Here is a 19912-nt window from a genome sequence, read left to right on the forward strand (position 1 = left end):
TCCAGACCAGGGGAGCACGATGCAGGGGACACAGGCACAACCAGCACGCAAACGCGGCGCGGTGATCGTCGTGAGCGCGGTCGTCGCGGTGGCGGCGGTCATCGCCGCCGTGCTGATCTTCTTCACCGGCAACGACAATTCGGCGCAGCCGCCCCAGCAGACCGGCACCGCGCAGGTCGGCGCCGGCCAGCCCGGAAACAGCCAGGCCGGCAACACCCAGCCGGACCCCGGGCAGACCCCCGGCACCGTCAAGCTGCCCGGCGGCGGGCAGGCGAAGCTGATCGCCGAGGAGGTCGGCGCGGACGGCGCGCTGCCGATCCCGAAGAGCCTCGGCGAAGCGGCCTGGTGGGGATCCGGCCTCGGGGCCGCGCAAGGCGTCACGCTGCTGTCCGGGCACGTCAACTGGGCGGGCAAGTCCGGGCCGTTCCAGGAGCTCTGGAAGATGAAGGCGGGCCAGGTCGTCACCGTCGCCGACACCGCGGGCAAGCAGTGGGAGTACAAGATCGACGAGGTGCGCACGATCCACAAATCGGACCTGGCCGCCGAATCCGCGAAGCTCTTCGACCCCGACGGCCCGCACCGGCTGGTGCTCGTCACGTGCGGCGGCGACTACGTGGGCGGCCAGGAGGGCTACGACGACAACCGGGTCGTGACGGCCTCGCCGGTCACCCGTTCGTGACCTCCGACCTGCGCGGAGGCTCCCGGGACCGGCCGGATACGCTGGACCTTCCGATAACTGTCCCCGCATGCGTCCGGAGCGTGGAGTGCCCGCCAACAAAATCGAAACCGTCGTCAGTCTGTGCAAGCACCGTGGCTTCGTCTTCCCGTCGGGAGACATCTACGGCGGCACCAGGTCGGCGTGGGACTACGGGCCGCTCGGCGTTGAGCTGAAGGACAACATCAAGCGCCAGTGGTGGAAGACCGTCGTGCAGAGCCGCGAGGACGTGGTCGGCATCGACTCGTCGGTGATCCTGCCGCGCCAGGTCTGGGTCGCCTCGGGCCACGTGAACGTGTTCACCGACCCGCTGATCGAGTGCCTCTCGTGCCACAAGCGGTTCCGGGCCGACCAGCTCGCCGAGGACTTCGAGGCGCGCACCGGCAAGACCACCACCGAGGACGACCTGTCCGAGGTGCCGTGCCCGAACTGCGGCACCCGCGGGAAGTACACCGAGCCGCGCGACTTCAACATGATGCTGAAGACGCACCTCGGCCCGGTCGAGACGGAGGAAGGCCTCGCCTACCTCCGCCCGGAGACCGCGCAGGGCATCTTCGTCAACTTCCTCAACGTGCAGAAGGCCTCGCGCAAGAAGCCGCCGTTCGGCATCGGCCAGATCGGCAAGTCCTTCCGCAACGAGATCACGCCGGGCAACTTCATCTTCCGCACGCGCGAGTTCGAGCAGATGGAGATGGAGTTCTTCGTCGAGCCGGGCGACGACGAGCAGTGGCACCAGTACTGGATCGACGCGCGCACCGACTGGTACAAGGACCTCGGCATCAAGGCCGAGAACCTGCGCCACTTCGAGCACCCGAAGGAAAAGCTCTCGCACTACGCGAAGCGCACCGTCGACATCGAATACCGGTTCGCGTTCAACGCCGGCCAGGAGTGGGGCGAGCTGGAAGGCATCGCCAACCGCACCGACTTCGACCTGACCACGCACTCGAACCACTCGGGCGTGGACCTGTCGTTCTTCGACCAGGCCTCGGGCCAGCGCTACCGGCCGTTCGTGATCGAGCCGGCCGCGGGCGTGGGCCGGTCGATGATGGCGTTCCTCGTCGACGCGTACGACGAGGAAGAGGTGCCGAACGCCAAGGGCGGCACCGACAAGCGCACCGTGCTGCACCTCGACCCGCGGCTCGCGCCGTTCAAGGCCGCGGTGCTGCCGCTGTCGCGCAACGCCGACCTGTCGCCGAAGGCGCGCGACCTGGCCGCGCGGCTGCGCAAGCACTGGAACGTCGACTTCGACGACGCCCAGGCGATCGGCCGCCGCTACCGCCGCCAGGACGAGATCGGCACGCCGTACTGCGTCACGGTCGACTTCGACACGCTCGAGGACAACGCGGTGACCATCCGCGAGCGCGACAGCATGAAGCAGGAGCGCATTTCGATCGACCAGGTCGAGTCGTACCTGGCCGGTCGCCTGCTCGGCTGCTGACCGCCGCGCAACCGTCCCGGACGGCCCCTCCTCGCACCCGCGGGGAGGGGCCGTCCGGCGTTTGCCCCCCGGCACCCCTGACACCTGTCACGGTCGGGTCGTGACGCTCGGCCTGCGTACCGGCCGCCCGCGCGCGGCAAGCTTCACCCCATGGACAACACACAGGAAATCGCGGCGGGGGCGGCGATCCGGCTGGGCGGGATCGCCAAGCGCTACGGGGACGTGCGCGCGGTCAGCCACGTCGACCTGACCATCGCGCCGGGGGAAGTGGTGGCGCTGCTCGGGCCCAACGGGGCGGGCAAATCGACCACCGTCGACATGATTCTGGGGCTCACGAAACCCGACCAGGGCACGGTTTCGGTGTTCGGCCGGACGCCCGCCGACGCGGTGCGCGCGGGGATGATCGGCGCGATGCTGCAGGGCGGCACGCTGCTGGACGACCTGACCGTGCGCGAAACCGTCGGTCTCGTCGCGAAACTGCACCGCCGTCCGATGCCGGTGCGGGACGCGCTGCGCGCCACCGGAGTCGAGGACATCGCCGATCGGCGGGCCAACAAGCTTTCCGGCGGGCAGAAGCAGCGGGTGCGCTTCGCGGTCGCGCTGGTGTCGAATCCGGATCTGCTCGTGCTGGACGAGCCGACCGCGGCGATGGACGTCGGCAGCAGGCGCGAGTTCTGGAAGTCGATGTACTCGTTCACCGACACCGGCCGCACCGTGCTGTTCGCGACCCATTACCTGGAAGAGGCCGAGGAATTCGCCGACCGGGTCGTGCTGATGCGGGCCGGGGAAATCGTCGCCGACGGGTCCGTCGCGGAGGTCCGTGCGCTCGCCGGCGGGCGCACGATCCGCGCGGTGTTGCCGGCTGGGGTCAGCGACCAGCTCGTCTCGACGCTGCCCGCGGTCACCTCCTTCGAACTGCGGGGCGAGCGCGTCGCACTGTCCAGTTCGGACTCCGACACCACCTTGCGCGCGCTCCTTGCCGCGGTTCCGGCCGTGCGCGACATCGAGATCGGCGCGGTCGGCCTCGAAGGCGCGTTCCTTTCCCTGACCTCCGACGAAACGGAAGAAGCAGTCCGATGAATCCCGCCTACCTGGTCGTCGAAACCCGCAGGCTGTTCCGCTCGCCGCGGTTCCTGATCTTCGTCGTCGCCTTCCCGGTCATCATGTTTCTCTTGCAGGCCACGGTGTTCACCGACAAATCCGCGGCGGACCACGTCGCGGTCGCGGGCGTGCTCATGGTCAACATGATGACGTTCGGCGCCTTCGCCGCGGCCATCACGAACGGCGCCCGGCTCGCGATCGAGCGGGCCGGCGGCTGGCAGCGGCAGCTGCGGCTGACCCCGCTGTCCGGCGCGGGCTACCTGGGCGGCAAAGCGCTGTCCGGGATGCTCGCCGGGCTGCCCGCGCTGATCCTGGTCCCGGTCATCGCCGCCTTCACCCAGGGCGTGCACCTCGATCCGGCGGGCTGGCTGCGGGTCTTCCTCGGCATTTTCCTGGGCACCCTTCCGCTGGTGCTGCTCGGACTGCTGCTGGGCCAGTTCGGCACGCCGGAGTCGATGCAGCCGATCAGCATGATCGTCACCCTCGGCGTCGGCTTCCTCGGCGGGCTCTGGATCCCATTGGAGGGCATGCCGTCCTGGATGCACGACGTCGCGCAGCTCATGCCGACCTACTGGGTCCTCGGACTGGTCCGGCCGGTCGTCGCGAACCAGCTGCTCGTGAGCCTGCCGACGGCGATCGGCGTGCTGGGCGCCTGGACGCTCGTGCTCGGGATTGTCGTGGTCAGGCGATACCGTAAGGACAGTGCCCGGGTTTGACCGGGCGGGAGGGGAGAACGACGTGTGGCCGCTGGGACGGGAGGTGACGACCGGCGAGCCCGCCGCGCACCGGTTCGGGCTCAACGACCGGTCGTCCTGGTGGGAAGACCCGCTGCCGGACCCGGGGCGCGGTCCGCACAAGGTCGGCTGGCCGCTGTTCTCCGCGGCGTTCCTGCTGCCGTTCCTGATCCCGGCCACCCGGGGCCTGATCGTGGACCCCGGGCCGCTGGGGATCCGGATCCTGCTCGGCGTGCTGCTCTACGCCTACGCGGCTTGCTACGCCTGGTTTCCCGCGATGTTCCGCCAGCCCCGGCGGGCGAAGCTCTGGTTCGGCGCGGGCATGCTGGCGCTGGGCCTGGTGTGCGCGCTGGTCACCGACGCCAGCCCGTACGTCGTGCTCTACGCGACCGCGACGCTGGCCTTCCTGTTCCCCGCCGCCTGGTCGGTGATCTTCAACGGGACGGCGCTGGGACTGCTGGTGCTCGTCCTGTGGCTGCGCGGGGATCTGTCCGAGCACCTCTCGGACGTCATCACGGTCGCCTCGGTGACGTCGGCGATGTTCTTCATGTCCAACCTGATCCGGGTGATCCGCAGGCTGGAGCTGGCGAACCAGGAGATCGGCACGCTCGCGGTCGCCAACGAACGCGAGCGGGTCGCCCGCGATCTGCACGATCTGCTCGGGCACAGCCTCACCACGATCACCGTCAAGTCCGGCCTGGCGCGGCGGGTGCTGGAAAGCTCCGGCGACATCGACCGGGCGGTGCAGGAGATCCGCGAGGTCGAGGGGCTCACGCGCTCGGCGCTGTCGGACGTGCGGGCGACGGTGTCGGAGTATCGCGAGGTGTCGCTGCCCGCGGAGATCGCCGGGGCGCGGGCGGCGTTGCGCGCGGCGGAAGTCGACGCTGACCTGCCGCACGCCGTCGACAACGTCCGGGCTGAATTGCAGAGCACGTTCGGTTACGTGCTGCGCGAGGCGATCACCAACGTGCTGCGGCATTCCGGCGCGAAACAGGTGAGAGTGCGGCTGGGCCGCGACTGGCTGGAGGTCGAGGACAACGGCCGCGCGACGGGCGACGTCGTGCCGGGCAACGGGCTGCGCGGATTGTCCGAACGGGTGGCTGCGATCGGGGGCACGGTGACGGCGCGGGCGCGGCCCGGGGGAGGATGGGTCGTCCGGGCCGAGGTCCCGGAGCCGAGCCCGGACGGATCCGCCGTCGCGGTGCGGGCCGAACCCGCTGGAGGACTGGCGTGATCCGGGTGCTGCTGGCCGACGACCAGGCGATGGTGCGCGGAGCGCTGGCCACCGTGCTCGGCCTGGAAGCCGACATCGAGGTGGTGGCCCAGGTCGGCACCGGCGACGAGGTGGTGGCCGCGGCGAAGGAAACGGCGCCGGACGTCGCGCTGCTCGACGTGCAGATGCCCGGCATGGACGGCCTCACCGCCGCGGCCGAGCTGAAAACCGCGCTTCCGGCGTGTCGGGTGATCATCTGCACCACCTTCGGCCGCCCCGGCTACCTGGCCAGGGCGATGGCCGCGGGCGCGGCCGGGTTCGTGGTGAAGGACGCGCCGCCGGAACAGCTCGTCGAGGCGGTGCGCCGGGTCCACAGTGGACTGCGAGTGGTCGATCCGGCGCTGGCCGCGGAATCGCTCGCCACGGGAACCAGTCCGCTGACCGCGCGGGAACGCGACGTGCTCAGCGCGGCCAAGGACGGCAGTACGGTCGCGGATATCGCGAAGTCTCTTTTCCTGTCCGACGGAACTGTGCGTAACCACCTGTCGTCTGCGATCGGGAAGACGGGTGCGCGCACGCGTGCGGAGGCGGTGCGGCTGTCGGAGGAACGCGGCTGGCTTTAAACCTCGATCTGACATCGGGGTGCCTTTCCAGCGCCGGGCAGCGGCTCTGCGAGGATGGCCGCCATGGAGGCGTGGACAGGTCCTACTGCGGGAAACTGGGTGCGCCGCATCGTTTTCGGTGCGGTGCTGGCCCTTGTCGCGGTCATCGGGGGCACCGCGTTCCGTGTGTGGCAGGTCGCGCGCGAGAACGACCGGACACCGGCCGACGCGATCGTCGTGCTGGGCGCGGCTCAGTACAACGGCAAGCCCTCGGAGATCTTCACTGCGCGGCTGGAGAAGGCTCGGCAGCTTTACGCCGACGGCGTCTCGAAGACCGTCATCACCGCCGGGGGCAAGAAGACCCGCGACAACTACACCGAGGCGACCGCAGGAGCGCGCTGGCTCACCAAACACGGCGTGCCGGAAGCCGCGACGCTTCCGGTCGGCGAGGGCAACGACACCCTGCGCAGCCTCCGCGCGGTCGCCGATCAGGTGAAGGCGCGCGGGTGGCGTTCGGTGGTGCTGGTGAGCGATCCGTGGCATTCCTACCGGTCGCGGACGATGTCCGAGGACCTCGGGCTGGAGGCGTGGACCGCGCCGACGCACAGCGGGCCGATCGTGCAGGAGCGCTCGACGCAGGTCCGCTACATCTTCCGGGAAACCGGCGCGCTGCTGTTCTACGAGCTGACCAAGTCGCCCGCGGACGACCTGTTCGGCACGACGATGGGCTGAATTGTCGGTCCCCGCGCCTAAGCTGACGGGGTGAGTGACGGCTACCGCGAGCACGACCGCGCCCGCGTGCTGGCCGAGGAACCCAAGGGCGCGGCGCTGGCCGGTGCACGGCCGGACGGGCGCAGCGCGTTCGCCCGCGACCGCGCGCGGGTGCTGCATTCCGCCGCGCTGCGCAGGCTGGCGGGCAAAACGCAGGTGGTCGGGCCGGGGGAGGGCGCGGAGGTCAGCGGCGCGCCGCGGACCCGGCTCACGCATTCGCTGGAGGTCGCGCAGATCGGCCGCGGCATCGCCGAGGAGCTGGGCGCGGACCCGGACCTGGTCGACACCGCGGGGCTGGCGCACGACATCGGGCACCCGCCGTTCGGCCACAACGGCGAACGCGCGCTCGACCAGGCGGCCCAGGCGTGCGGCGGCTTCGAGGGCAACGCGCAGACGCTGCGCATCCTCACGAGGCTCGAACCCAAGGCGGTCGGGCCGGACGGCGGCACGGCGGGGCTCAACCTCACCCGGGCGTGTCTCGACGCCACCACGAAATATCCGTGGCCGCGCCGGTCCGGGGAGCCGAAATACGGCGTGTACCCGGACGACACTCCCGTGTTCGGCTGGATCCGCGAGGGCGCGCCGGGCCTGCGGCGGTGCCTGGAAGCGCAGATCATGGACTGGTCGGACGACGTGGCGTACTCGGTGCACGACGTCGAGGACGGGGTGCTGGCCGGGCGGATCCGGTTGCGGCTGCTGGCTGATCCGGAGGAACGCGCGGCGGTCGCCGAGGCCGCGGCCCGGCATTTCTCCACCCTGTCGGTGTCCACTTTGGAGGGTGCGGCGAAAGAGCTGCTCGACCTGCCGGTGGTCGCCGAACTGGTGCGGGCGGAGCCGGACGGTTCGCTGCGCGCCCAGGTCGCGCTGAAGCGGCTCACCAGCGAACTGGTCGGCCGGTTCGCCTCGGCCGCGGTCACCGGCACTCGCGCGGGCTACGGCGAGGGCCCGCTCACCCGGTATGCGGCCCGGCTGGCGGTGCCGGAGCAGGTCGGGGCGGAGGTGGCGCTGCTCAAGGCGCTGGCGCTGCGGTACGTGATGAGCGATCGCCGCAGGCTGGCGATGCAGGACGGGCAACGGGAGGTGATCACCGAGCTGGTGGCGGCGCTCTGCCGGCGCGCGCCCGAGGCGCTGGACCCGCTGCTGGTGCCTGCCTGGAACGCGGCGACGGACGACGCGGCGCGGTTGCGGGTGGTGGTGGACCAGGTGGCGTCGCTCACCGACGCGCAGGCGTACGAATGGCACCGATGGCACACCGGACGGCACGGAACGGCGCCGCCTGCCGAACTGTGAGCTGCGGGAGCGGTGCTCGTCTGCCGGGCTGTGAGTCGCGGATCGGTGCCGCTTGCCGGGCTGTGAGCCGTGGAGCGGTGCTGTCTGCCGATTCGTGAGCCGCGGGGCGGTGCTGTCTGCCGGGCCGTGGGCCGCGGAGCAGGTGCCGCTTGCCGGGCTGTGAGCCGTGGAACGGTGCTGTCTGCCGAGCCGTGAGCCGTGGAACGGCACCGCCTGCCGAACCGTGAGCCGTGGGACCACCCGTTCCGGTACGGTCGCCGCATGGCCCTGGACAGCCACCTCACTTTCACCCTGGCGTTGCACCGTGCGACCGCGCCCCCGGGAAGCGACGCGTGTCTCTCGCCGTACTCCGCGGCGAGTGCGCTCGGCCTCGCCCATCTGGCCGCGCGCGGCCGCACCGCGGACGAGCTCCGCGCGGTGCTGGGCGACGACCAGGGCGAGCTGCTGCGCGCCGCGGCCGAGCTGGGCGACGATGTCCAGCTGGCGGTCGCGAACACGCTCTGGGCGGCGGACCGGATCACCGTCGAGGACAGCTTCCGGGCCGAGCTCGTGCGCTGGCCGGGCGGCAAAGCCGAGACCGCACCGTTCGAGACCGACCCCGAGGGTGCGCGCGAGCGGATCAACGCCGACGTGGACCAGACCACTCACGGCCTGATCCCGGAGCTGCTGCCCGAGGGCGCGATCCACCCGCACACGCGCGCCAGCCTGGTCAACGCGCTCTACCTGAAGACCGCCTGGCGGCACCCGTTCCCCGACGGGGCCACCGCGGACGCGGACTTCCACACGCCCGACGGCGTGCGCTCGGTGCCGACGATGCACCTGGACGAGTCGGTCGGCTACGCGCACGAAAACGGCTGGCAGGTCGTCCGCCTGACGGCCGAGGGCGGGGTCGAGACGGTGGTCCTGCTGCCGGACGGCGACCTCGAGAGCGCTGAAGCCGCGCTCGACGGGCAGTCGTTGCGCGCGCTCGTGGAAAGCCCGAAGCAGCGCAAGATCCAGCTGTCGCTGCCCAAGATCTCCCTCGACGTGCGTGCCGACCTCGAACGGGCGTTGCAGGGCCTTGGCGTGCGCGAGCTGTTCACCGACGCCGCGGATCTGACCGGTCTCACGCCGGACCGTCCGCTGTGGGTGGACAGCATCCTGCACCAGGCCGTGCTCCGGTTGGACGAACAGGGCCTCGAAGGCGCGGCCGCCACCGCGGTCCAGATGCGCACGATGTCGCTCATCTCCGGCGAGCCGCTCGAGGTCCGGGTCGACCGGCCGTTCCTGCTGCTGGTGCGCCACGCCGAAACCGGCGCGGTGTACTTCTTCGCCCGGGTGGTGCGCCCCGCGTGAGCGTGTTCCGGCCCGAAGCAACCCCCGACGCGAAACCCGAAGCACCGCCTCGCGAACCCGGCGCGACCGCGGTCGCCGCCGCCGAACCGCGGATGCGCCGTTCCTGGGCCGACGCGGGGATCATCGGCGCGTACCTGGCGTTCTCCGTGCTCCTGTTCGGCGGCCTGTGGGCCGACCTCGGCCAGGGCTACCTGTGGAACAGCGCGTCGGACCAGAACCTGTGGGAATGGTTCTTCGACGTCACCGCGAAATCGGTGCAGCACCTGGAAAACCCGCTCACCAGCGGCCTGCAGAACTACCCGCTCGGCGTGAACATGATGGCCAACACGGCCATGCTGGGCGTCGGCATCCCGCTCACCCCGATCACGCTCGCCTTCGGCCCGACCGTCACCTGGGCGATCGTGCTCACCGGCAGCCTCGCCGGCAGCGCGGCCGCCTGGTACTGGGTGTTCTCGCGGCACCTCGTGCGGCACCGGGTGTCCGCGGCGATCGGCGGCGCGTTCGCCGGTTTCGCGCCGCCGATGATCTCGCACGCCAACGCGCATCCGAACTTCGTCGCGTGGTTCCTGCTGCCGTTCATCGCGCTCAAGGTGATCCAGCTGGCGCAGGGCAAGCGCCCGGTGCGCAACGGGATCTGGCTCGGCGTGCTCACCGCGTACCAGATCTTCCTCGGCGAAGAGCCGCTGCTGATCTTCGCGCTCGGCTTCCTGATCTTCGCGGTCTCCTACTGCGTTTCGCGGCGGCGCGAGGTCAAGGCGATGGTGCGGCCGGTGCTGCTCGGCGGCGGCATCGCGGTGGTGCTGACGCTGGTGGTCGTCGCGTTCCCGCTGTGGTGGCAGTTCTTCGGCCCGGACAGCTACACCGGGCTGGAGCACGGCCAGGTCGGCAACGACACCGCCGCGATGACCCGGTTCGCGACCCAGTCGGTGTCCGGGCAGCCGGAGGCGGCGGCCGCGGTGTCGCTGAACCGCACCGAGGAGAACGCGTTCTTCGGCTGGCCGCTGATCGTGCTGATGGTCGTGGTCACGGTGTGGCTGTGGCGCGAGGTCGTGGCCCGTTCGCTGGCGATCTCGATGTTCCTGATGGCGTGGCTTTCGCTCGGCTCCGAGATCACCGTGCTGCACGAGAACACCGGCGTGCCCGGCCCGTGGAAACTGCTCGCGGACCTGCCGTTGTTCGAATCGCTGCTGGAATCGCGGCTGGCGATGGCGTGCGTGCCCGCCATCGGCGCACTGCTGGCGATCGCGACCGACCGGGTGTTCTCCGCCGCCGCGAAGGGCGACCTGAAGCTGCCGGTACGGCTGATCTGGCTGGGAGCGGTCGCGGCCGTGCTGCTGCCGATCGCGCCGACCCAATTGCTGGTGCAGAAACGCCCGCCGACGCCCGCGTTCTTCGCCGACGGCACCTGGCAGACCTACGTCGCGCCCGGCGGCACGGTCGTGCCGGTGCCGCTGCCGAGTTCGGGGGAGTCCGAGCCGCTGCACTGGCAGATGGACGCCGGCCTGCGGTACGCGATGCCCGAGGGCTACTTCGTCGGACCGCAGGGACCGGACGACAAACGCGGCCGCTACGGCTCCTACCAGCGGCCGACCTCGACGCTGTTCGACCGGGTCCGCGACTCCAAGCAAGCGCAGGAGATCACCGACGCCGACCGGGACCAGGCGATCGAGGACCTGCGTTACTGGAACGCCAGCGTGCTCGTGCTGATCCCGCGCGAGCACAGCGACGCCTACCGCGCCACCGTCGACCTCCTGCTGCGCAAACCCGCGCAGTTCGTGGACGGCGTGTGGATCTGGGATGTGCGCCCGATCACCGGGCGCCGCTGACGCTGTCACATCTCGCGCGGCTGTCCCGTTCCTCCTTCGAACCACTCAGAAGGAGGACCCGACATGCCTCGTATCCCGGTCAAACGAGCCACCGACGGCGGCCCGGTGCTCAAGCTCTTCTACCGGATCGCCGGCAAGCGGTACGGCGCGGTTCCGGAGCCGATGGCCGTCGTGGCGCACCACCGCGGGCTGCTGCGGACCAGCATCGCGCACGAGCTGATGGCGGAGAAGGCGTCCAAGCACCTGCCCGCCAACGTGCGGGAGCTCGCGGTCTACCGCGTCGCCACGCAGATCGGCTGCTCGTGGTGCGTCGACTTCGGCACCATGCTGCAGCGGCACGAGGGCCTGGACATCGACCGGCTCAAGCACATCGACGAGTACGCGACGTCGCCGCTGTTCACCCGCCAGGAGCGGCTGGCGCTCGCGCTCGCCGACGCGATGTCCGGCCCGGCCGTCACGGTCACCGACGAGCAGATCGCCGAGCTGGTGGCCGAATTCGGCGAGAAGGGCGTGGTCGAGCTGACCTACCAGATCGGCCTGGAGAACTCGCGGGCGCGGATGAACAGCGCGCTCGGCATCGTCGACCAGGGCTTCACCTCGGGCGACGCCTGCCGGGTGCCGATGCCCTGACCGCGCGGCCCGGCCGGAGCGTCACTGCTCCGGCCGGGCGATGCGGGTGAGCTTGTCCGGGTTGACCTGGTCGTAGACGCCGACGATGCGGCCGTCGCGCAGGCTGAACGTCTGGACGCGCTCGTCGAGGGCGAGGTAGCCGTCGGCCGCGGGCAGCTGCGGCAGCCACAGGCCGAGGTCGCCGTTGACGAGCACCGGCCGCCCGTTCGCCATCGTGCCCGGCGCGTACTTCGCCAGCACCCCGAGCACGAAGCGGGCGACCTTGTCCGGTCCGACGATCATCCGGCGGCTGGTGCGCGAGCGGCCGTCGGAATCGCCGATCATGACCACGTCCGGGTGCAGCAGTTCGGTGACCGCGCGGATGTCGCCCGCCAGCAGCGCGACGACGAACTTCTCCAGCACCGCCTGCTGCTGCGCCAGTTCGAGCCGGGCGGGCGGGTCGGAGTCCTCGACCGCGCGGCGGCCGCGGGAGGCGTGCTGGCGCGCGGCCGCCGCGCTGCAGCCCAGGACGTCGGCGATCTCGGCGAACGGCACCGCGAACGCGTCGTGCAGCACGAACGCCACGCGCTGCTCGGGGGTGAGCCGGTCGAGCACCACCATCGCGGCCATCCGCAGGCCGTCGTCGCGCACCGCGGCCTCGAGCGGATCCTCGCTCGCCGGCGCGCCGAACGGCGTGACGATCGGTTCGGGCAGCCATTCGCCCACGTACTTCTCGCGCTGCACGGCCGCCGACCGAAGCCGGTCGAGGCAGATCCGGCCGACCACGGCGGTCAGCCAGCCGCGCAGGTCGCGGATCCCGGCGCGGCCGGCGTCGTCGAGCCCGGACAGCCGCAGCCAGGCCTCCTGCGCCGCGTCCTCGGCGTCCGCGCGGGTGCCGGTGAGCCGGTAGGCCGCTCTGATCAGGTGCGGCCGGTGGACGTCGAACTCGGCGGCGAAGTCCTCCAGCGCGGTCGTGGTGCCCATGTCCCGAGTGTGCCGCACGGCGCGGCGGCGGGGAGAACTATTGTGGTGCCGTGGCAGGACTGATTCGGGAGAGCGATATCGCGGAGGTGCGTGAGCGCAACCGGATCGACGAGGTCGTGGGGGAGTACGTCGCGCTGCGCCGTGCCGGCGGGGGCAGCCTGAAGGGCCTGTGCCCGTTCCACAACGAGAAGACCCCGTCGTTCAACGTGCGCCCCACTCACGGGACCTTCCACTGCTTCGGCTGTGGCGAGGGCGGCGACGTCATCAAGTTCATTCAGAAGATCGACCTCGTGTCGTTCGTGGAGGCGGTCGAGCGGCTCGCCGACCGCGTCGGGATCCGGCTGACCTACGAGGGCGGCGGCGCGTCGGTGCAGCGCGACCGCGGCACCCGGTCCCGGCTGATCGAGGCGCACCGCGCGGCGGCCGAGTTCTACGTCGAGCAGCTCGTGACCGACGAGGCGCGGGCGGCGCGGGACTTCCTGTCCGAGCGCGGTTTCGACGCCGCCGCGGCCAAGCAGTTCGGCTGCGGGTTCGCGCCCGGCGGCTGGGACAAGCTCACCAAGCACCTGCTCAACCGCGGGTTCGAGGTGAAGGAGCTGATCGCGTCCGGCCTGTCGAAGGAGGGCCAGCGCGGCCCGATGGACCGGTTCCACCGGCGGCTGGTGTGGCCGATCCGCGACGTCGGCAACGACGTGGTCGGCTTCGGCGCGCGGCGCCTGTTCGACGACGACCGGATCTCGGCGAAGTACCTCAACACCTCCGAAACGCAGATCTACAAGAAGTCGCAGGTCATGTTCGGCCTCGACCAGGCCAAGCGGGAGATCGCGAAACGGCACCAGGTCGTCGTGGTCGAGGGCTACACCGACGTGATGGCGATGCACGCGGCGGGCGTGCCGACCGCGGTCGCGTCCTCGGGCACCGCGTTCGGAGAGGACCACATGAAGGTCCTGCGGCGGCTGATGATGGACGACGACGCCTTCCGCGGCGAAGTCATCTTCACCTTCGACGGCGACGAGGCGGGCCAGAAAGCGGCGCTCAAGGCGTTCGAGGGCGACCAGACGTTCGCCGGGCAGACCTACATCGCGGTCGCGCCGGACGGGATGGACCCGTGCGAGCTGCGCATCGCGAAGGGCGACGCCGCGGTGCGCGACCTGGTGGCCCGGCGCACGCCGCTGTTCGAGTTCGTGATCAAGAGCATGCTGAAGCAGTTCGACCTGGATTCGGTCGACGGCCAGGTCGCCGCGCTGCAGAAGACCGTGCCGATGGTCGCCGCGATCAAGGACCGGGCGAGCCGGGACGGGTACGCGTCGAAGCTCGCCTGGTGGGTCGGCTGGCAGGACGTCGCGCAGGTGGTCAACCGGGTGCGCGGCGCGGCCGGGGCGGCGGCGCGGCGCGGTCCGGCCGAACCGCAGCAGCGGCGGTCCGCGGCCCGGCAGGAGGCCCCGGCGCCCGAGCCGGACAAGCAGGACCTGCCGCGTCCCGCGCCGAACGACCCCCGGTTCGTCGGGCAGCGCGAGGCGCTCAAGGCCGCGCTGCAGCAGCCCGCGATCGCCGGTCCGGAGTACGACTCGCTGCCGGAAGAGGCGTTCACGCACCCGGTGTACGTCGCGGTGCACCTGGCCGTGCTGAAGGCGGGCGGGGCGGCGTCCGGGCTCACCGGGCCCGCGCTGCTGGATGCCGCGTCGGCGCACTGTCCGGAAGGGACGGTCCGCCGCGTGCTCAGCGAACTGGCGGTGGAACCGTTGCGCGCCTTGGGCGAAGTGGACTCGCGCTACATCTCCGGCGTGCTCGCGGGCGTGCAGGAGAACCTCGTCGGCAGGCAGATCGGCGAGATCAAGTCGAAGCTGCAGCGGCTGTCGCCGGTCGAGGCCCCGGACGACTACCGGGCCCTGTTCGGCGACCTGGTCGCGCTGGAGCAGTACCGGAAGTCGCTGCGCGAGCAGGCGGCGAGCGGGTGGGAGTGACGTGGGACTGCTGAACCGGTTCTTCGGCGGCGGCGTGCCCCCGGGATTCCCCGGCACGCTGGACAAGGGCGAGGATCCGGTCGCCGCGGCCGCGGTCGAGGGCGGCGGGCACCTCGTGGTGACGTCGCTGGGCCTGTGGATCCCGTCCGGCGACGGCACGACGCGGCGGGTCGGCTGGCACCTGGTGGGCAAGGCGACCTGGGGCGACGGCGTGTTCACGCTGACCGAATCGGAGGAGACCGGGCGCGCGGGCGCGGTCGCGGTGCTGGCCGACCGCGAGCCGGTGCGCTTCCGGCTGCCGCAGCCGGGGAAGGTGCCGCAGCAGGTGCGCGTGCGCGTCGACGGCTCGGTGCGGGGACGGCACCGGCACGAGTTCCCCGAGGGCGGCGCGTGGTTCGTCCAGCGCAAGGTCCCCGGCCGTGACGGCGTGGAACTGCAGGTCCGCCCCGATCCGGGCACCGACCCGGCGCTGGTCGAGGCGGTCGCGGCGGAGGTTGCGGAGAAGCTGGCCAACCGGGGCGAGTAGCAGTACGCTCGTACTCAGTACGTCTGTACTGTTTACTGGCGGGAGGCTGCTCATGTGGGATCCGGCGAAGTACCTCGACTACTCCGACCTGCGCGGCCGGCCGTTCTATGACCTGATCGGGCGAATCTCGGCGACCGAGCCCCGCCGGGTCGTCGACCTGGGGTGCGGCCCCGGCACGCTGACCCTCGACCTGGCGATCCGCTGGCCAGACGCGGTCCTGGAAGCGATGGACAGCTCGCCGGAGATGGTCGCCGCGGCCCGCGAACGCGGGGTGGCCGCCGAGGTCGGCGACGTCCGGACGTGGACCCCGAAACCGGACACCGACGTGGTCGTCTCGAACGCCGTCCTGCAGTGGGTGCCCGGACACGAAGACCTGCTGCGCCGGTGGGCCGCGGAACTCCCCGCCGGCGCGGTGCTGGCAGTGCAGGTCCCCGGCAACTTCTCGGCCCCCTCGCACGCCCTCAGCCGTCAGCTGGCGGCCTCTCCGGCGTGGGCTTCACGGCTGTCCTCGGTCACTCTGCGCGCCGAAGACGCCGTCGGCGAACCCCGCGACTACGCGAACCTCCTCGCCGACGCCGGATGCCTGGTCGACGCGTGGGAAACCACGTACGTGCAACAACTTTCCGGCCAGCGTGCCGTCCTGGAGTGGATCACCGGAACCGCACTCCGCCCCATCCGCGCCGCCCTGGGCGACGAGGACTGGGCGGCTTTCCAGGACGACCTGGCCCCGCTGCTGGACGAGGCCTACCCGTCACGCGCGGACGGGACCACGTGGTTCGAGTTCCGGCGGATCTTCTTCGTGGCCAAGATTCCCGGCTGATGTCGTACTGGAACACGAACGTCGCCCGTCATCCGGGCATCCTTCGTGCCGTGCCCGCTGGATGCGCGACCGCGCTGGACGTCGGCTGCGGAGACGGCCTGCTGGTGCGGAAACTGGCTGACGCGGTGCCGAAGGTCACCGGCATCGACAAGTCGCCGGAGATGGTGGCTCAGGCCCGTTCGCTGTCCGACGACACCTTCGTCGAGGGAGATTTCCTCTCCGCCGACCTCGGCACCTACGACTTCATCTGCTCAGTGGCCACCATCCACCACCTGGATTTCGAAGCCGCCCTCACCCGGATGCGGGACCTGCTGCACCCAAGCGGCGCACTGGTAGTCGTCGGCCTGGCCCGAGACGCGAGCGCGACGGACTGGGCAGCGACGATCGCGGCAGCACCGATCGTGCGAATCGCGAAGACAGTCCGCCGCGCCCACGGCCCGGAGGGCATGCCGGCCATGCAGCCGCGGATGAGCTACCGCGAGGTGCGCACGACAGCGCAGCGGTTGCTGCCAGGCGTGCGCTACCGCCGACACGTGCTGCGCCGGTACTCGCTCACCTGGCAAAAACCGTCCTGAGCTGGGCTTGCTCAGCCGTTCCCGCGCCCGAACCTCTCGCCGAGCTTCGCCCGCGCCACCCCGGCGGCGCCCTGGACCATCGGATGGTCGGCCAGTTTGCGGTAGGTGCGCACGATCTGCTCGTACCGTCCCCGGCCGGCCTTGGTGCCCAGCACGTACCCCAGGCCCACGCCCAGCAGGAACTTCTTCATCAGCGGCCACACCTCTTCCTCAGCAGGACTTCCGACTGTCCATTGTCCAACACAACCGGCTCCCGTGCGGGGCCGCCGAAAACCCACCCCCCCGTGCGAGGCGGGAACGGCATGGGCTAAAGTTCTTCCCGTCAGCCCGGAGAGATCCGGACCGGCGGAGCACGATCCCCTGTAGCTCAACTGGCAGAGCATTCGGCTGTTAACCGGAGGGTTCTTGGTTCGAGTCCAAGCGGGGGAGCTCAAAGCCCAGGTCTGAGACCTGGGCTTTTTTACTGCCCATGAGTAGGGGCGATTTAGTGTCGATTTTGACGGTCGTCCAGATGGCCGGCTGTCGAGCCGTTGGTGGTCGCCTGCAGTAGCCGGTGGCGCTTCGGAGACGTGGGACTCCGATGGCGCGCTTACCGCTATCGATACTGGAGTGGTTGGGCTCGCTCGATAGTCGATTCGTTTGTCGATGCGTGCACGCGACGTCCTCGAGCAGCTTCAGGTTGCTGATCGAGCCTTTGAACCGCGCGTGGCGTGGCGGGCGGGTCGTGGCCGCGTGAATGTCCCCGGTGCCTCGCTGCGCGGTTCGGGTCCGATGGTGGTGGGGTTCGTCGCGGACGAGTTGATCCGGCTGTCCGAAGGTCGTAGCCGTGTGGACGAGCCAGAGCCGTGATCGAGCGGTGGACTGGTTCGTCGTTCGGAGATCCCGTGTTGGGAGGTCAATCTTGGTGCAGCACGGCGCAGGGCCAGTAGCCGTCGCGCGGGGTTGCGGGTCATGGTCGCCGCGGTCATGCAGATCTGGGCGCGACGACCGCGCTGTCTGCGCTTGTCGTGCCGTGGTGGTATCGCGACCTGATCCAGCGTTTCTGGGGGTGAAGTCTCGCTCGGCGCTGCGGTTTTGCAGGCTTCCGGATTAGACAGCAGCGGCCTGAAGGCGTCGAAACTGTGCGTTCAGAATACGGGGATGTGTTGTTTCGGATTCGGTGCCGACTGTATTGAGTAAGATTCTTGACGGTCCTGGCCTTATTGGTGAATTCAGTCGGCGTGCAGTTAGCTGGAGACAATGCGTCCGTGAGTTGTCCAATGGGTCGCGCAGCTTATGGCGTCGCTCCATACCGGTGGGGACCGCGTTGGCTGAGCGTCTCCGGCCTGCGGGAACAGCACTGCTGACCTTCTGACTGTCAGTGAGGATAGGGTCACTCTAAGTCTGCGGTTTGACGCTGGCAGGTCGAGAATGGCGTGGTCAACCCCTGTCGTTCGCTACCGTTGGGTGCCGTTCGCGGACGTTGCTCACGCACGTCTGCTCCAGGGTTGCTCCAGGAAAATTCGTGAGAATGCGCGCTACAAATCTGCTTGGCGCGGCTGCCGTCAGGCGGCCCATCTGTGCAGGCCAGCGTCTGCAGCAGATGAGGCAAGGTCTCGAACGGTTGAACTTCGAGTCGTTTGCGCTTGGCTTCACTGCGGTTGAGGCGACCTGGGGCGATCAGTTCCCGGGCCTGATCCGGTTCTGCGCAAGCCGATCGATCACCTGGCTCGGCAGGCAGCCGTTCTCGGTCACCCGCGCCGGTTGGGCGCTTGAACAGGTCGAGGTCTCAACGCGCCAGCTCAGTTCCCCGACCGCCGCCGGTCGCCGGCGGGCTGTGCGCGGACCGGAACCTGCACAAAGTGACCCCATGGTTGCTTATTGTGTGGTCCGATAGAGAGGACGGCCGAGTACGGTGAGTGTTGGAGGGGGTCGTTTCCGTGGTGGACGGACCGGGGTTCCACGTTGACGTCGACAAGGTGGCGGAAGCCGGGAGCGGGATCAGCCGAAGCGTTACAGACCAACAGGGGTTCCAGCTCCGCGGCCTCTGCGGTGACGTCGAGCTGTATGGCCACCAGGGTGTGCACGACGGGTTGATGGATTTCTGCACGCGGTGGTCCGACGGCCTCGACATCCTCACCGACGACGCCGACAAGATCGGCGCCACCCTCACCAGAGCCGCGAACGCTTACCGCGGAATCGACGATGCGACAGCTCGGACCCTCCGGACCGATCCCGGCCAGCAGGCGGTCAATGATGGCTGAGCTCGGCCAAACCCAGGACCCAGCCGCCCTGATCCCCGGCAACCCGGAGGCGATCGAAGAGAACGCGCGCGTCCTGCAAGCGCGTGCCGGAGAAGCCGGCGGTGCGGCCGACGGCCTGAAAGCGATCGACACCGGTGCGTGGCAAGGCCCGGCCGCAACAGCATTCCACGACAAATTCTCGTACGAACCCGGAAAGTGGTACGCCGCGGCCGACTCCCTGCAAGCCGCCAGCGGGGCGCTGAACGACTACGCCCGCACGCTGCGATGGGCGCAAGCTCAGGCAGCCGAGGCCGTCTCGCTGTGGACCCAAGGCCAAGCCGCAACCCAGCAGGCCAAGGCGTCCTACGACCAGGCTGCCGCGCAGGCACAGGCGAACAACCAGCCTCCGCCTGTCTTCACCGATCCGGGTGAGACACAGCGGCAAGCCGCTCGGGATGCGCTCAACCGCGCTCGCGCCCAGCTCGCGGACAGCGGCAACATCACCGCGCAGACGCTGCGCGACCGTGCCGGTCAGGCGCCGCAGAAGTCCGGCTGGCTCGACGACGTCGGGGATACGCTCGCACAGGCCGGCGCGGATGTCGTCAACGCCATGGCGTCGGCCGGGAACGCCATGCTCAACCACCCCCTGGATACCCTCGCGGCCGCTGGCGGCATCGGTCTGACTGTGATCAGCGGTGCCGGGGAAGGCTTGGGCGGGGTCCTGGACGCGACCGGCGTCGGCGCGGTCGCCGGCGTACCGCTGAACGTCGTGTCTGCGGCGGGCATCGCGGCCGGGGTCTCGATGACGGGGGCTGCTGTCACGGATCTCGCAGGTCACGCCGCTGGCGACGACCGGGTTGAACCTCTCCAAGTCAACAGCAGCAGCGAGAGCGCGGGAAGTTCTGCAGCGGACTCGTCTCCGCCGGCGGGCGCACAGGACGGCTGGGCCTCCCGGCCGTCCAACAATGGCAAGGGAACCGTGTGGCAGAAACCGGGTTCCTCCGGTGACGCGAATTCCGTCCGAGTCATGGAACCCGGAGCGGATCCGCGATACCCGAACGGCTACGTCAAGTTCACCAACGAACACAACCAGCCTGTTAAGCTTGACGGCAAGCCGGGATCCAGGGCGGAAACCCATATCCCACGCAACGCAGACGGATCGTACCCGACCCCGAAAGGATGGTAGC

The 19912-nt window shown here is 70.1% G+C and carries 19 protein-coding genes and 1 tRNA gene; 18 read left to right on the forward strand and 2 right to left on the reverse strand.

Annotation, left to right across the window (positions count from 1 at the left end; all coding sequences use genetic code 11):
- Positions 1-19 precede the first annotated feature (19 nt).
- The 11 genes from EIZ45_RS35305 to EIZ45_RS35355 all read left to right on the forward strand — a co-directional run bounded on the left by EIZ45_RS35305 (position 20) and on the right by EIZ45_RS35355 (position 11655).
- Positions 20-679 carry a class F sortase gene (locus tag EIZ45_RS35305; protein WP_037813562.1) on the forward strand — a complete coding sequence of 220 codons (660 nt, stop codon included), beginning with the start codon at positions 20-22 and terminating at the stop codon, positions 677-679.
- A gap of 85 nt (positions 680-764) precedes the next feature.
- Positions 765-2153 (forward strand): glycine--tRNA ligase, encoded by a 1389-nt coding sequence (locus tag EIZ45_RS35310; protein ID WP_037813558.1) that lies wholly within the window; start codon positions 765-767, stop codon positions 2151-2153.
- Positions 2154-2303: 150 nt separating this feature from the next.
- Complete coding sequence (locus tag EIZ45_RS35315; protein ID WP_167756653.1) at positions 2304-3233, forward strand: ABC transporter ATP-binding protein; 930 nt, start codon at positions 2304-2306, stop codon at positions 3231-3233.
- Positions 3230-3970 carry an ABC transporter permease gene (locus tag EIZ45_RS35320; RefSeq protein WP_037813555.1) on the forward strand — a complete coding sequence of 247 codons (741 nt, stop codon included), beginning with the start codon at positions 3230-3232 and terminating at the stop codon, positions 3968-3970. The genes EIZ45_RS35315 and EIZ45_RS35320 overlap by 4 nt, the downstream gene beginning before the upstream one ends.
- Before the next feature lie 22 nt (positions 3971-3992).
- Complete coding sequence (locus tag EIZ45_RS35325; protein ID WP_134663177.1) at positions 3993-5222, forward strand: sensor histidine kinase; 1230 nt, start codon at positions 3993-3995, stop codon at positions 5220-5222.
- Positions 5219-5824 carry a response regulator transcription factor gene (locus tag EIZ45_RS35330; RefSeq protein ID WP_037813553.1) on the forward strand — a complete coding sequence of 202 codons (606 nt, stop codon included), beginning with the start codon at positions 5219-5221 and terminating at the stop codon, positions 5822-5824. Before EIZ45_RS35325 ends, EIZ45_RS35330 begins: the two co-directional genes overlap by 4 nt.
- A 63-nt stretch (positions 5825-5887) precedes the next feature.
- Positions 5888-6535, forward strand: coding sequence for a YdcF family protein (locus tag EIZ45_RS35335; RefSeq protein ID WP_106961477.1), 648 nt, complete (start codon positions 5888-5890; stop codon positions 6533-6535).
- 30 nt (positions 6536-6565) lie between these two features.
- Positions 6566-7864 (forward strand): deoxyguanosinetriphosphate triphosphohydrolase, encoded by a 1299-nt coding sequence (locus EIZ45_RS35340; protein WP_134663000.1) that lies wholly within the window; start codon positions 6566-6568, stop codon positions 7862-7864.
- A gap of 261 nt (positions 7865-8125) precedes the next feature.
- A complete protein-coding gene (locus tag EIZ45_RS35345) occupies positions 8126-9199 on the forward strand; it encodes a serpin family protein (RefSeq protein WP_134662999.1) in 1074 nt (357 codons plus the stop codon).
- A 92-nt stretch (positions 9200-9291) separates the two neighbouring features.
- Positions 9292-11025: a YfhO family protein gene (locus tag EIZ45_RS35350; RefSeq protein ID WP_238608289.1), complete on the forward strand. Its 1734-nt coding sequence runs from the start codon at positions 9292-9294 to the stop codon at positions 11023-11025.
- 63 nt (positions 11026-11088) lie between these two features.
- Complete coding sequence (locus EIZ45_RS35355) at positions 11089-11655, forward strand: carboxymuconolactone decarboxylase family protein (protein ID WP_037813540.1); 567 nt, start codon at positions 11089-11091, stop codon at positions 11653-11655.
- A gap of 21 nt (positions 11656-11676) precedes the next feature.
- Here EIZ45_RS35355 and sigJ read toward each other — a convergent pair whose 3' ends face one another.
- The gene (sigJ, locus tag EIZ45_RS35360; protein WP_134662997.1) at positions 11677-12618 is read right to left on the reverse strand and encodes an RNA polymerase sigma factor SigJ; all 942 of its coding nucleotides are present in this window, start codon (positions 12616-12618) and stop codon (positions 11677-11679) included.
- Between the two features lie 50 nt (positions 12619-12668).
- Here sigJ and dnaG point away from each other — a divergent pair, with 50 nt between their 5' ends.
- Genes dnaG through EIZ45_RS35380 form a run of 4 tightly spaced genes read left to right on the forward strand, consistent with a single transcriptional unit; the run spans position 12669 to position 16503 of the window.
- Positions 12669-14582, forward strand: coding sequence for a DNA primase (gene dnaG / locus EIZ45_RS35365; RefSeq protein ID WP_037813536.1), 1914 nt, complete (start codon positions 12669-12671; stop codon positions 14580-14582).
- A gap of 1 nt (position 14583) precedes the next feature.
- The gene (locus EIZ45_RS35370; protein ID WP_051728993.1) at positions 14584-15108 is read left to right on the forward strand and encodes a hypothetical protein; all 525 of its coding nucleotides are present in this window, start codon (positions 14584-14586) and stop codon (positions 15106-15108) included.
- A 52-nt stretch (positions 15109-15160) separates the two neighbouring features.
- Complete coding sequence (locus EIZ45_RS35375; protein ID WP_134662996.1) at positions 15161-15928, forward strand: trans-aconitate 2-methyltransferase; 768 nt, start codon at positions 15161-15163, stop codon at positions 15926-15928.
- Positions 15928-16503: a trans-aconitate 2-methyltransferase gene (locus EIZ45_RS35380; RefSeq protein ID WP_134662995.1), complete on the forward strand. Its 576-nt coding sequence runs from the start codon at positions 15928-15930 to the stop codon at positions 16501-16503. Before EIZ45_RS35375 ends, EIZ45_RS35380 begins: the two co-directional genes overlap by 1 nt.
- Before the next feature lie 11 nt (positions 16504-16514).
- Here the strand turns inward: EIZ45_RS35380 and EIZ45_RS35385 are convergent, their stop codons facing one another.
- Positions 16515-16694, reverse strand: a complete 180-nt coding sequence (locus EIZ45_RS35385; protein ID WP_037362580.1) for a hypothetical protein — start codon at positions 16692-16694, stop codon at positions 16515-16517.
- Positions 16695-16859: 165 nt separating this feature from the next.
- Between EIZ45_RS35385 and EIZ45_RS35390 the strand changes: the two genes are divergently transcribed.
- From EIZ45_RS35390 to EIZ45_RS46575, 3 genes are all read left to right on the forward strand, one after another.
- Positions 16860-16932, forward strand: a tRNA-Asn gene (locus EIZ45_RS35390).
- A gap of 1490 nt (positions 16933-18422) precedes the next feature.
- The gene (locus EIZ45_RS35395) at positions 18423-18746 is read left to right on the forward strand and encodes a hypothetical protein (protein ID WP_240690627.1); all 324 of its coding nucleotides are present in this window, start codon (positions 18423-18425) and stop codon (positions 18744-18746) included.
- Positions 18736-19911, forward strand: coding sequence for a putative T7SS-secreted protein (locus EIZ45_RS46575; protein WP_205669911.1), 1176 nt, complete (start codon positions 18736-18738; stop codon positions 19909-19911). Before EIZ45_RS35395 ends, EIZ45_RS46575 begins: the two co-directional genes overlap by 11 nt.
- Position 19912: the final 1 nt, after the last annotated feature.

The organism is Amycolatopsis sp. CFH S0740, from assembly GCF_004522315.1.
GTDB classification, from domain to species: Bacteria; Actinomycetota; Actinomycetes; order Mycobacteriales; family Pseudonocardiaceae; genus Amycolatopsis; species Amycolatopsis nivea.